Genomic DNA, 12488 nt, shown 5'->3' on the forward strand with positions numbered 1-12488 from the left:
CGAAGAAGTCCTGCGCGCCAAGGGAATCCGGGCGACGACGATGGCGGAGGTGGCCGAGGTGGCCGGGGTGTCCCGGGCCTGGCTGTACCGGCACTTCCCGGACAAAGCGAGCCTGGTCGGCAGCGTGATCGTCCGGCTCGACGACGCGTACTGGACCGCCGCCAGGACGGCCCTCGCCGGGTACGGCACCTTCGCCGAGCAACTCACGGCCGGCGTCCGGATCGGCCGGGCCACCTACGACGATCCGGGGGCGCTGCCGCTCCGGCTGCGCGCCGCCGAGCCCGAGGAGTTCGCGGCGTGCGCCGGCGCGGGGGTCCGCGAACTCGTTCCCGACCTCGCGGCGTTCTGGCTCGAGTTCGTGGTCGCGGCGATCGAACGCGGGGAGGTCCGCGACGACGCCGAGCCCGTCGAGGCCGCCGAGTGGGTGGCGCGCTCGCTCATCAGCCTCGCGACGGTGCCCGGCAACACCCTCGACCCCGACGACGACGCCGCCGTGCTGCGCTACGTGCGGCGCTACGTGCTCGCCGGCCTGTCGCCCGCCGCGCCGCGCTGATCGGCGCCCGTCAGCCCTCGCGTTCGAAGGTGACGAGCAATCCCTCGACCCCGCCCGGGCCGACGCGGCCCTTGATCTCGGCGGACGTGATGGCCTTCAGGCGCCACCCCTGCCGGGCATGCTCGTTGAGCAGATCCTCGAGCTTGTCACCGGACATCTTCCCGCCGAGCATCTTCTCGCGGACCTCGACGACCTTGTACGAGTACATCGCATCCCTCATGTCGTGGCGATCGGGAATCGGCAGGGGCGCCGACCTTTCGCATCCTACCCGCGCCCACCCCGGCGCGAGCCGCGCTCGACGACCGAAGGACGAATCCGCCCGAACCCGGCTGCCAGCAGGTTCCCAGCGTCCGTCCACGGTTTCCCCAGCATCGCTTCGTAGCGTGAACCTCACCGAACCGAGCCGAGAGGACACCGCAATGAGTTCACGCCGGGCGCGTCGCGTTCCCACCGACCCCGACCTCCACGAGCACGACCTGGGCCTGGCCCACGACATGAGGACGATGCTGTCGCGCCGGCGGATGCTGGCCGTCTTCGGCGCGGCCGGCACCGCCGCCCTCGCCGCGTGCTCGACGGGTGGGTCGACGTCCACCTCGGCGGCCGCCTCCGCCACCACGGCGTCGAGCACGACCGCGTCGGCCACGGGCGAGTGCGTGGCGGCCGCACCGCAGGAGACCGCCGGACCGTATCCCGGCGACGGATCGAACGGGCCCAACGTCCTGATCGAGTCGGGAATCGTGCGGCGCGACCTCACCACCAGCTTCGGCAGCTACACCGGCACCGCCGAGGGCGTGCCGACGACCGTCACGCTGCACCTGCAGGATCTGGCGGCCGACTGCGCCGCCGGTGCGGGCATGGCGGTCTACCTGTGGCACTGCGACCGCGACGGCAACTACTCGCTCTACAGTGAGGGTGTCACCGAGCAGAACTACCTGCGCGGCGTGCAGGTGGCCGGGGCCGACGGCACCGTCTCGTTCACCTCGATCTTCCCGGCCTGTTATTCGGGACGCTGGCCGCACATCCACTTCGAGGTCTACGACTCCCTCGAGGTCGCCGTCGCCGGTGACAACGCCCGGCTGACGTCGCAGATCGCCCTCCCCCAGGACGTGTGCGAGACGGTGTACGCGCAGGCCGAAGGTTATTCGCAGAGCACCCGCAACCTCGCGCAGGTCGGTCTCGATTCCGACAACGTCTTCGGGGACGGCTGGGACGCCGAACTCGCCGCCGTCAGCGGCAGCATCGACACCGGCTACGCCGTCGACATCACGATCGGTGTCGCCGAGAAATCGGCGAACGTCCAGTCCGACATGCCGCCGCAGGGCGGGATGGGTGGCGGCCCGGCAGGGGGCCGCCCGGCAGGTCCGCCGCCCGGGCAGTGACGGACCGCCCGCGCCGATTCGGCGTGCCCTTACGCTTCGTCCGCTCCATTTCGGCCCTGCCCTGTGGGGGTGCGACGGCGGCAGACTCGCCCCATCGCCGCCGCCCCGGAAAGGACCCCCCGTGAGCGCCCCCTCCCTGTCCCAGCACACGACGACCCTGCGTTTCCTCGATCCTGCCGACGGCACTCCGCTCGGCTGTGTCGCGACCTGGCCGGACCACCGGTTCACCCTCACCGACGTCGTCGACGTCCTGCGGCGCTTCGGCCTCCACGTCAGCGATCACCGGCCGCTGGACGAGCCGGGGACGCACCACTTCACGATCGCACCGGCCGCAACCGTCGCTTCGGATCCCGGGGTGCTCGAGCTGATCGCGGACGCGTTCGTCGCGGGCACCGAGGGCCGCACCGAGATCGACGACTTCTCGATTCTCGTTCTCCAGGAGGGAATCTCGTGGAGGTGGGTCGATCTCGTGCGGGCGGCCGTCCGGTTCCTGGCCCAGGCCGGGATCGGCCTGTCGCCGGCGTACATGCTCGGCTGCCTGACGGCCACCCCCGGCTTCGCGGCGGACCTCGCCGCGCTGTTCGACGCCCGGTTCCGGCCCGGGCTGCCCGACCGGGACGGCGCCGTGGCCGCCGCGGGCGCGGCGGTGGCCGGCCACATCGATCGCGCCGCGACGTTCGATCTGGACCGGACCCTGCGGGGGCTGCGCTCGTTCGTCGACGCGACGCTGCGCACCAACTGGTTCCAGCGTGGGGGCAGCAGATCGTACGCGTCGTTCAAGCTCGATCCGTCCGCGCTGAGCGTCGGCGCAGCGATCGTGCCGGTGCGGGAGATCTACGTCCACTCCCGTGACGTCGAGGGCGTGCATGTGCGGGCCGAGCTCGTCGCGCGCGGCGGACTGCGATTCTCCGAACGCCCGGAGGACTACCGCACCGAGGTCCTCGGGCTGATGGCGACCCAGGCCGTCAAGAACGCGCCCATCGTCCCCGGCGGCGCGAAGGGCGCGTTCGTGATCCGGCCCGGCTCCGGCGCGGACCTCACCACCGCCTACACCACGTTCGTGCGCGGCCTGCTCGACGTCGTCGACAACATCGTCGACGGCTCGCCCGTCACCCCGCCCGACACCGTCGCCTACGACGGCGCGGACGCCTACCTGGTGGTCGCCGCCGACAAGGGCACCGCCCGCATGTCCGACACCGCCAATGCCGTGGCCGCCGAATACGGTTACTGGCTCGGCGACGCCTTCGCCTCGGGCGGGTCGGCCGGCTACGACCACAAGGCGATGGGCATCACCGCCCGCGGCGCGTGGGTGGCCGTGCGGCACCGCTTCGCCGAGCTCGGCCACGACGTCGACACGCAGACCTTCACCGTCGCGGGCATCGGCGACATGTCGGGTGACGTCTTCGGCAACGGCATGCTGCTCAGCGACCGCATCCGCCTCGTCGCCGCGTTCGACCACCGGCACATCTTCCTCGACCCCGACCCGGACCCCGCCGCCGCCCACCGCGAGCGTGCGCGGCTGTTCGCGCTGCCGCGCTCGTCCTGGGCCGACTACGACCCCGCGGTGATCTCCGCGGGCGGCGGCGTGTGGCCGCGCACCGCCAAGTCCGTGCCGCTGTCCGCCCCTGCCCGCGCGGCCCTCGGGATCGACGCCGAGACGCTGACACCCGACGAGCTGATCAAGGCCGTCCTGCGCGCGCCTGTGGACCTGCTGTGGAACGGCGGTGTCGGCACGTACGTGAAGGCCTCCGGCGAAACACACGGCGACGCCGCCGATCCCGCCAACGACCGGGTCCGGGTCGACGCCCGCGAGGTACGGGCCCGCGTCGTCGGGGAGGGCGGCAACCTGGGCTTCACCCGCGCCGCCCGCATCGAGTACGCGCGCTGCGGCGGCCGCTGCGACGGCGATTTCGTCGACAACGCCGCCGGCGTCGCCACCTCGGACCGGGAGGTCAACATCAAGATCGCGGTCGACCGCGCGGTGGCGGCCGGGACGCTGGCGCCCGGGCGGCGGGAGACCCTGCTCGCCGCGGTGACCGACGACGTGGCCGCGGCGGTGCTCACGGCCTCCCGCGATCAGGTGCTCGCCCTGGGAGCCGGCGAGCACGACGCCCCGGCGCTGCTCACCCAGCACGAACGCCTGATCGAGGACCTGGCGCGGGCCGGCCGGATCCCCCGCAGCGACGACAGCCTGCCCACCACGGACGAGATCCGGGAGCGGCGGCGAGCGGGCACGGGCCTGCTGCGCCCGGAGCTGGCGGTGCTCCTGGCGCAGTCGAAGAACGTCGTCGCGAGCGAGCTGGCCGCGTCGTCGCTGCCGGACTCCCCGGCCTGCGCCCCGTGGGCCGAGAGCTACTTCCCCGCCGAGATCCGGGCCCGCGCCGCGAGCGGCGTGGCCGAGCATCCCCTGCGCCGGGAGATCGTCGTCGCGTCGCTCGCGGACGAACTCGTCAACCGGCTCGGCCCCGGCGCCCTGTACCGGTTCGAGGAACGGTTCGGCGCCGCCACCGAGGACTCGACGCTCGCCTACGTGGTGGTCAGCCGGGTGCTGCACACCGAGGACATCCGGGCCCGGATCCTCGCGGCGGGCGCCGACGCGCGCACCACGGTGGCGGAACTGAGCGCGCTCGCGCGCGTCGTCGAGGCCGAGATGGCGTGGTTGCTGCGCCACACCGCCCGCCGGACGCTCCGCGACGTGCTCGCGGGTGCGTGCACCGACGCGGACACACCGGAGGCTCTCGTCGCGGTCTTCGCCGCGCCCGTCGCCGCCGCCCTGGGCGACCGGCCCTCGGCCGAGGACTGCCGCGGCGCCTTCGCGAACGCCGCGGTGGCGCTGCGCCTGGGCATCGACCCCGCCCGTGTCGCCGCGGCCCGCGACGAACTGGCCGACCTCCTCCACATTCGCCGGCTCCTGGACGGTTTCGTGACCCGGGTGCGCGGCCCGTACTGGGAGGCCATGGGTGCGGCGGCTCTGCGCGACGAGATCGCCGACCGGCTCGACGCGCTCGTCGTCACCGCGCTCGACGGCCGTGCCGCGGACCTGCCCGATCGCGCGCACCGGCTCGTGCGGCTCCTCGACCGGCTCCGCGGTGAGGACGCGGTGGACACCGCCCGGCTGGCCGTGATCGCCGGGGAGCTGCGCCTGCTCGACCGCTGAGCGGGTGTCTCTTATGGATCGGCTCTTGCGTGCGGCATGACGCATGTCGTGGATGATGCGTTGCGTTCCCGGGACCCGGCCCCGGCACCGGGATGTGCCGCGCGGTCGGTGTCCCGGGGCCCGATACGCCACCGCAAGCCGCGCCGCGGTTCGTCGCATCGCCTCGCCTCATCCCCTACGGACAGAATCCGCGACCCCACTCAGGTGGGGCAGGGAGGAGAGGGCCATTCGGAGCGTACAGCGGGTCGAGAACACCCGCGCGGCGGGCAGGCCGTACACGCAGGAGGCTGAAACTCCTTCTGCCACAGCCTCTCCTGGATGGTCCCCACTACGAGCAGGTGGGGCAGTGGGCGACCAGGTCGGCGCGCATGCCCAGACTCACCGCAGCATCGACCACGCGCGGCCACATCCGCGGCTCCGCCAGCGCGAAGTCCTGTACCGCGCCGCGCGAGTCGGCCGGTACCTCGAGCCGGTCCTCGGTGTTCCACAACGCCAACGCAGGACCGTTGGAATGCGCGGCGTCATAGTAGACACCGTGGATACGCCGTCGAGCCACGGGCTGATCCTCGTAGATCGCCCGCGCCCACGGCTGGGTGCGCGGGCGCGGATAGTCGCCGGTGGCCAGCGACGGCAGCGCACCGATGCGCATCGCCGCGCCCTGCCCGCGCAGGTCGAGCACGGTGACCGGGGCGGTCGGTCGCAGCAGCGCCACCCGGTAGCGCGGGCACACCGCCGCCGCAGGGAAATCCCCGAAGACCTCACCGAGCGCCGTGGCCAAGTTGCCGGCGACGTACAGCACCGACCGCCCGTCCGGACACGTCCGCGGCGCACCGTCGGGGGCCGGCAGATGCGGGTCCAGTCGGTGCAACGGCCCGAAGTGCCGGTGGGTGGTTCCGTTCGGGGTGTGCGGGGACGGGTGGTAGATGCGGCACCAGCGCCACGGGTGGCCGGGGCTCGGTTCGCGCCACCGCCAGACCCATGCTCGTCCGCCATGCAGCGGTCGCGTCGGTGCGGGAAGTGGGGCTACCACGCGGCTGCGGTGCCGGCCTCGGCCGCCCGCACGACGTCGTCGATGCGCCCGGCGGCGAGCGCTTCGGCCGGGGTCGCGCCGTCGAGGTCGGGGTTCACGTTCAGGGCCCATTCGGTCAAAGACACCGCACCCCCGGGAAACACCCGACTCACCTGGGCCAGGCCGGGCACGAAGCCCTGCTCGGTGTCGGCGTCGAACTGCCACGACGGCAGTCGCCACTCCCGGCCCTTCTTCACCCCGATCAAATCCCCCGCCTTGAGACGATCGAGGACCGCCTGCTCGGACACCTCGAGCAGCTCCGCGGCCTCCGGTCGGGTCAGGGACTCCGCCACCACCGCGCGACGGGCCCGATACTGCCGGCGCAGGTTCTCCAATGCGGCGTGTCTACGCTCGGCCGGGGACGGACCCCGCCCCCACAACCCTGCGTCCAGCCCCTCACCCTCGTCCCCGACCACGCCGAGCACGAAACTCTCCCGCTCCGCCTCCGGCACACTGCCGAGCACGTCCTTCAACACCGCGGAAAAGCCCGCTGCACCCGGCGCCGAAGTCGTGGTACCTGCAGCGTCGGACGCGGGCGGCGTCGTCCGCGGGGTCGACGTGCGGGACTTCGTCCCGGCCGCCCGACCCGTGTCCTTCGTGCGCGCGGTCGAGGCCGACCCGATGTTCGTACGACCGGTCCGCTTCGTGCTCATATCCCCAGGCTATGCCTCTGAACAAGATAAACAAGAAAAGAAAGCATAGGAGGGGACTGCCTCGGCTCGACGATGTGGATGCGCATCGACTTCCCTGGAGCTTCCCTGGGGTCGGATTCGGGATCGGCGGACCACCCGAACTTGTCGAGGCACCATGACACTCCTCGCCGCGCTGCGCCGGCACTTTCAGCTACACGCACGAACTGCCCGGTCACGGCTCTTCCTTCCACGATGAGGCCGGTGATCTAAGGCGCCGGTTCCCCGATCAGCAAGGCGAGCAGCAGCTCTGCCCGGACGCGGGCATCACCGAGGTCCACGCCGAGCACCTGCTCCGCCTTGGCGATCCGGCTGCGCAGGGTGTGCCGGTGCACCTCCAGGGCCGCGGCCGCCGCCTCCCATTGCCCGTTCGCCTCGAGGAAGGCCCGCAGCGACGCGACGAGCCTGGTCCCGCGACCGCGGTCGTAGTCGGCGAGAGCGGACACCGTCGACGCGGCCACGGATTCGAGGACGGCCCGCACCGCCGGGGACGCGAGCAGGGCGGTGCCGTGGGTGGCGTCGAATTCCACGAGGCGGTGGGCCGCGTCCGCGGCGGCGACGGCATGCTCGGCCTGTTCGACGGCGCGGCGGGTGTCGGCGAGCCGGTGCGCGGCGCTGAGCCCGCCACGCAGGGTGCGGGCCTGCGGCGGGGACAGGTCCGCCAGCAGCGCCGCCACGTCGGACAGCGTGTCCTCGCCGCGCAGCAGCACGGTGAGCGCCTCGTCCTCGCTGCGCGCGTACAGCGGACGCTGCCGGGCACCGAGACCGGCGTCGAGCACGCGCCGCACGTCGGCCGGGATCGGGGTGTGCAGCTGCAGGATCCGGATTCGGTTGCGGGTGCCGACCGCGTCGGCGAGATACTCCGAGGCGTCGCCGGAGTCGAGGGCACCGGCGACGAGAAGACCGAACACCCTCGCGCCCAGCGCGTTCCGTTCCGCCCGCAGCCGCCGCGGCTTGTCCAGCTCGAGGGTGACGAGGGAGACGGCGTGGCCGATCAGGACGAGTTCGACGTTCTCGAGCGGCCGGTCGGCCTGCACGGCCAGGTATCCGCTGACGACGCCGGCGTGCGTGACCGGCTGCACCGTCAGCGTCCGGCCGGGCCGGCTCGTGGTGACCGAGCCGGCGCCGTCCCGGCGCAACTCCGGGATCTGCTCCGCCAGCTCCGCCGCGGCCTCGGGGTGGGCGGCCACCTCCCCGGTGCGCTCGTCCAGGTAGGCGACGGCGGTGTGAGTGGCGACGGCCAGTTCCCGCACGACGGCCGGCACACCGCCACGCAGCACGGCACGGGTGATGCGCACCTGGGTGTCGGCGGCGCGCCGCACGAGCTCGTACTGCTGCTCGGCGAGCCGGGCGGTGACGGCACGGCTCACGGCGGCGAACGGCGTCGTGTCCGGCACCTCGAGCAGCGCCAGCCCCACCGCGTCGGCCGCCTCGAGGACCGCCGGCGGAATCCGCTCGTGCGACAGCCCGGTGCCGAAGCCGAGGGCGGCGACGCCCGCCTCCGCGAGGCGGCGCACGTAGTCGCCGCCCGCCGCCGGCTCCAATCCCAGGCCGATGGTGAGGACGAGTTCCCCGCCGGAGAGCCACGGCCGCGGGTCCAGCAGTTCGGTGGGCTGGACGAAGCCGATCTTCCGGTCCATCCCGGCCCGGCCGCCGCGCAGGGTCAATCCCAGTCCCGGTTGCCGCAGCAGCCAGGCGATGCCGACGCTCATGGGGCCATCGTAGGACGCCTCGACGAAATGGCGCGGTGCGATTCGCCGAGTTGTACGGATCGGCCCTGTCTCGGGTCCGCCGCCGCTCCCATACTCGAATCGTCTCTACGCCGCCGAGCCCGAGGAAGTCCCCATGACGAGCATCGAATACCGCCTTCCACAGCAGCGTCGCCTGGTCACCGCGCTGCCCGGCCCGCGCTCGGCGGCCCTGACCGAGCGTCGCCGTACCGCGGTCGGGGCGGGTGTGGCGTCCTCCGTGCCGGTCTACGCCGCCGACGTCGACGGCGGGATCGTCGTCGACGTCGACGGCAACGCCCTGATCGACCTGGGTTCCGGTATCGCGGTCACCAGCGTCGGCGCCTCGGACCCGGCGGTCGTGGCGGCGGTGCAGGAGCAGGTCGCGCACTTCACGCACACCTGCTTCATGGTCACCCCCTACGAGGGCTACATCGCCGTCGCCGAGAAGCTCGCGGCCCTGACCCCCGGCGACCACGCCAAGCGCACGGTGCTGTTCAACAGCGGCGCCGAGGCCGTCGAGAACGCGGTGAAGATCGCCCGCGTCGCCACCGGCCGCAGCGCCGTGGTGGTCTTCGACCACGCCTACCACGGCCGCACCAACCTGACGATGGCGCTCACCGCGAAGAACCAGCCCTACAAGGAGGGCTTCGGCCCGTTCGCCCCGGACATCCACCGCGTGCCGGCGTCCTACCCGTTCCGGGAAGGCCGCAACTACGACGGCACCGAGGTCACCGGCGAGCAGGCCGCCCACCGCGCGATCTCGCAGATCGACAAGCAGATCGGCGCGCACAACGTCGCCGCGATCGTGCTCGAGCCCATCCAGGGCGAGGGCGGATTCATCGTGCCGGCCAAGGGATTCCTGCCGACCCTCGTCGACTGGGCGAAGGCCAACGGCATCGTCTTCGTCGCCGACGAGGTGCAGACCGGCTTCGCACGCACGGGTGACTGGTTCGCCAGCAACGACGAGAACGTCGTCCCGGACCTGATGACCCTCGCCAAGGGCATCGCCGGCGGCATGCCGCTCGCCGCGGTGACCGGCCGCGCCGAGCTGATCGACGCCGTGCACGGCGGCGGACTCGGCGGCACCTACGGCGGCAACCCCGTCGCGTGTGCCGCGGCGCTCGCCACCCTGGACCGGATCGAGCAGCTGGACCTGCGCGGCCGCGCCCGTCGCATCGAGCAGATCGCGACCGAGCAGTTGCGGGCGCTCGCCGCGGACGTCGACATCGTCGGCGAGGTCCGCGGCCGCGGCGCGATGCTCGCCGTCGAGTTCGTGCAGCCCGGCACCCGCGAGCCGAACCCGGAGGCCACCAAGGCGATCGCCGCGAAGGCGCTCGAACAGGGCGTCATCGTGCTCACCTGCGGCACCTACGGCAACGTCGTCCGCCTGCTGCCGCCGCTGGTGATCTCCGACGAACTGCTCACCGACGGCCTCGACGTCCTCACTGCCGCCGTCCGCGACGTCGCGGGCGTGCGCCCGACCCTGGCAGGAGCCACCCGATGACCCACACCCTTCCCGCGGGGGTCCCGACCCGCCTCTGGCTCGGCGGCAAACTCACCGACTCCGCCACCGGCGCGACATTCCCCGTCGAGGACCCGGCCACCGGCGCGGTCCTCGCCGAGGTCGCCGACGCCTCCGCCGACGACGGACTGCGCGCCCTCGACCTCGCCGTCGCCGCGCAGGCCGAGTGGGCGGCGACCCCGCCGCGCGTGCGGGGCGAGATCCTGCGCACCGCTTTCGAACTCGTCCACGCCCGCGCCGACGACTTCGCTCGCGTCATCACCCTCGAGATGGGCAAGACCGTCGCCGAGGCCCGCGGCGAGGTGAACTACGGCGCGGAGTTCCTGCGCTGGTTCGCCGAGGAGGCCGTGCGCATCGGCGGCCGCACCGCCACCGCCCCCGCCGGCAACGGGCGCATCCTCGTCACCAAGGAACCCGTCGGGCCCGTCCTGGCAATCACCCCGTGGAACTTCCCGCTGGCGATGGCCACCCGCAAGATCGGACCCGCCCTGGCCGCCGGTTGCCCGATCCTGGTCAAGCCGGCCGCCGAGACCCCGCTGACGATGCTGCTGCTCGGGCAGGTCTTCGCCGACGCCGGCCTGCCGGCCGGGGTCCTGTCGATCCTGCCCGCCACCGACGCCGCGGCGCTCACCGGGCCGCTGCTCGCCGACGCGCGGCTGCGCAAGATCACCTTCACCGGCTCCACCGGCGTCGGCAAACTGCTGGTCCGCCAGTCCGCCGACCGGCTGCTGCGCACCTCCATGGAACTCGGCGGCAACGCCCCGTTCCTGGTGTTCGACGACGCCGACGTCGATGCCGCCGTCGACGGCGCGATGGCCGCGAAGATGCGCAACGGCGGCGAGGCCTGCACCGCCGCCAACCGCTTCCACGTCGCCCGCACTGTCGCGGACGAGTTCACCGACAAGCTCACCGCCCGCATCGCGGCGCTGCGCACCGGCCACGGCCTCGACGACGGCACCGACCTCGGCCCGCTCATCACCGCCCGCCAGCGCGCCACGGTCGACACGCTGGTGCGCGACGCCGTCGAACGCGGTGCCCGCGTCCGCACCGGCGGGCAGATCCCCGACGGGCCCGGCACGTTCTACCCGCCGACCGTGCTCGACGAGGTGCCGGCCGACGCGCGGCTGCTGCGCGAGGAGATCTTCGGCCCGGTCGCGGCGATCACCGTCTTCGACACCGAGGACGAGGCCGTCGCCGCCGCCAACGACACCGAATACGGTCTGGCCGCCTACTTCTACACCCGCGACCTGAACCGCGCGATGCGCGTGGCGGGCGCGCTGAAGACCGGCATGGTCGGTGTCAACCGCGGGGTCATCTCCGACGTCGCCGCCCCCTTCGGCGGCGTCAAGGAGTCCGGTTTCGGCCGCGAGGGTGCTGCCGAGGGCATCGAGGAATACCTCGACACCAAGTACATCGCCCTGTAGCGGGACCGCCAGGAAATCGAATACCGGCTCGGTCCGGGAGTGCGGCACGTCGCACCCCCGGACCGAGCCGTATCTTGTTGCAGATCAGCCCTTCCGAAGCCGGTCCAGGCGGGCCTCGAGTCCGGCGATCATGGCGTCGAGGCCGGCGTCGAAACCGGCGTCCGGGGTGTAGTCGCCGCCCGATCCGGCGAACGCGTCGATCGCCGCGGTGAACACCGGGCTGCCGCCGGCGAGGTCGGCGGTGTCGAAGATGTCGGCCGGGGCGTTGGCGTCGAGCGCGGAGCCGAAGATGAACGACTCCAGCGCGACGACGACCGGCACGATCGTCTCGATCGGCCACCCGGCGTCGGCGAAGCCCGCGGCCACCGCCTCGTAGACCGCCAGGGTGCGGGGCGCGCCCGCGACGGGCATCACGGCGATCACCGGGACCAGCGGCGCGTGCCGGGCGAACACGTCCCGGTAGGACAGGGCCCAGCGTCGCGTCGCCGCGGCCCACGGCTCGACGCCGAAGCCGCTCACGTCGACCTTGGTCATGAGATCCTCCTGCACCCACAGCAGGACGTCCTGCTTCGAGCTCACGTGGTTGTACAGGGCGGACGGGGCCACACCGAGGGCGCGGGCGAGCTTGGCGACGGTGAAGGCGTCGTAGCCGCCGTGTTCGATCACGTCGAGCGCGGCGTCGGTGATCACTTGCCGAGACAGCACTTTCGTCGACGGCCGACCGGCGCGCCGGTGCGTCCCCTCTCCCACGCCGCTTCCCTTCGTCTCACGATTCCCGGCCACGAATTGCCGCGAAGGTCTTCTCCTCGCGCCTCGATGAGGTTACAGTGTGATGCGACACATATGAATGTCGTTCATTTTCTCGAAGGGGAATCCCATGCAATCCATCGAGCGTGACGTCGTCGTCGTGGGGGCGGGCCCGTCCGGTCTGACCGCCGCCTACCGCCTGCGGCAGGGGGGGCCGC

General features: G+C 72.7%; 11 protein-coding genes. 6 read left to right on the top strand and 5 right to left on the bottom strand.

Annotated elements, in window-relative coordinates:
- A partial coding sequence (locus OEY_RS0122600) for a TetR/AcrR family transcriptional regulator (protein WP_010596036.1) occupies window positions 1–553 on the top strand: 553 nt, incomplete at its 5' end.
- A 10-nt stretch (window positions 554–563) separates the two neighbouring features.
- On the opposite strand, the gene OEY_RS0122605 is transcribed toward OEY_RS0122600, so the two are convergent.
- The gene (locus tag OEY_RS0122605; protein ID WP_006935226.1) at window positions 564–761 is read right to left on the bottom strand and encodes a DUF4177 domain-containing protein; all 198 of its coding nucleotides are present in this window, start codon (window positions 759–761) and stop codon (window positions 564–566) included.
- Between the two features lie 211 nt (window positions 762–972).
- Here OEY_RS0122605 and OEY_RS0122610 point away from each other — a divergent pair, with 211 nt between their 5' ends.
- Together OEY_RS0122610 and OEY_RS0122615 are read left to right on the top strand one after the other, a co-directional pair.
- Window positions 973–1932, top strand: a complete 960-nt coding sequence (locus tag OEY_RS0122610; RefSeq protein WP_010596037.1) for an intradiol ring-cleavage dioxygenase — start codon at window positions 973–975, stop codon at window positions 1930–1932.
- Window positions 1933–2053: 121 nt separating this feature from the next.
- Entirely contained in the window at window positions 2054–5089 is a 3036-nt protein-coding gene (locus tag OEY_RS0122615) for an NAD-glutamate dehydrogenase domain-containing protein (RefSeq protein ID WP_010596038.1), read from the top strand.
- 328 nt (window positions 5090–5417) lie between these two features.
- Here OEY_RS0122615 and OEY_RS0122620 read toward each other — a convergent pair whose 3' ends face one another.
- The 3 genes from OEY_RS0122620 to OEY_RS0122630 form a co-directional block, all read right to left on the bottom strand.
- A complete protein-coding gene (locus OEY_RS0122620; RefSeq protein WP_337249825.1) occupies window positions 5418–5957 on the bottom strand; it encodes an RES domain-containing protein in 540 nt (179 codons plus the stop codon).
- 155 nt (window positions 5958–6112) lie between these two features.
- The gene (locus tag OEY_RS0122625) at window positions 6113–6622 is read right to left on the bottom strand and encodes a helix-turn-helix domain-containing protein (protein ID WP_228287098.1); all 510 of its coding nucleotides are present in this window, start codon (window positions 6620–6622) and stop codon (window positions 6113–6115) included.
- A gap of 434 nt (window positions 6623–7056) precedes the next feature.
- A complete protein-coding gene (locus OEY_RS0122630) occupies window positions 7057–8559 on the bottom strand; it encodes a PucR family transcriptional regulator (protein ID WP_010596041.1) in 1503 nt (500 codons plus the stop codon).
- A 133-nt stretch (window positions 8560–8692) separates the two neighbouring features.
- On the opposite strand from OEY_RS0122630, the gene gabT reads away from it, so the two are divergent.
- On the top strand, window positions 8693–10081 hold the full coding sequence (gabT, locus tag OEY_RS0122635; protein WP_010596042.1) for a 4-aminobutyrate--2-oxoglutarate transaminase: 1389 nt from the start codon (window positions 8693–8695) through the stop codon (window positions 10079–10081).
- Window positions 10078–11523 carry an NAD-dependent succinate-semialdehyde dehydrogenase gene (locus OEY_RS0122640; protein WP_010596043.1) on the top strand — a complete coding sequence of 482 codons (1446 nt, stop codon included), beginning with the start codon at window positions 10078–10080 and terminating at the stop codon, window positions 11521–11523. Before gabT ends, OEY_RS0122640 begins: the two co-directional genes overlap by 4 nt.
- Before the next feature lie 84 nt (window positions 11524–11607).
- Here OEY_RS0122640 and OEY_RS0122645 read toward each other — a convergent pair whose 3' ends face one another.
- Window positions 11608–12213, bottom strand: a complete 606-nt coding sequence (locus OEY_RS0122645; protein WP_010596044.1) for a TetR/AcrR family transcriptional regulator — start codon at window positions 12211–12213, stop codon at window positions 11608–11610.
- Window positions 12214–12400: 187 nt separating this feature from the next.
- Between OEY_RS0122645 and OEY_RS30605 the strand changes: the two genes are divergently transcribed.
- On the top strand, window positions 12401–12488 hold an 88-nt coding region (locus tag OEY_RS30605), incomplete at its 3' end, for an FAD-binding protein (RefSeq protein ID WP_157180008.1).

The sequence above is a fragment of the Rhodococcus sp. P14 genome (assembly GCF_000256505.1).
GTDB classification, from domain to species: domain Bacteria; phylum Actinomycetota; class Actinomycetes; order Mycobacteriales; family Mycobacteriaceae; genus Rhodococcus; species Rhodococcus ruber.

Bases quoted from the DNA above. Each gene is read 5' to 3' on its own strand.
- OEY_RS0122605 (WP_006935226.1), bottom strand. From the start codon at position 761: ATGTACTCGTACAAGGTCGTCGAGGTCCGCGAGAAGATGCTCGGCGGG.
- OEY_RS0122610 (WP_010596037.1), top strand. From the start codon at position 973: ATGAGTTCACGCCGGGCGCGTCGCGTTCCCACCGACCCCGACCTCCAC.
- OEY_RS0122630 (WP_010596041.1), bottom strand. From the start codon at position 8,559: ATGAGCGTCGGCATCGCCTGGCTGCTGCGGCAACCGGGACTGGGATTG.
- gabT (WP_010596042.1), top strand. From the start codon at position 8,693: ATGACGAGCATCGAATACCGCCTTCCACAGCAGCGTCGCCTGGTCACC.
- OEY_RS0122640 (WP_010596043.1), top strand. From the start codon at position 10,078: ATGACCCACACCCTTCCCGCGGGGGTCCCGACCCGCCTCTGGCTCGGC.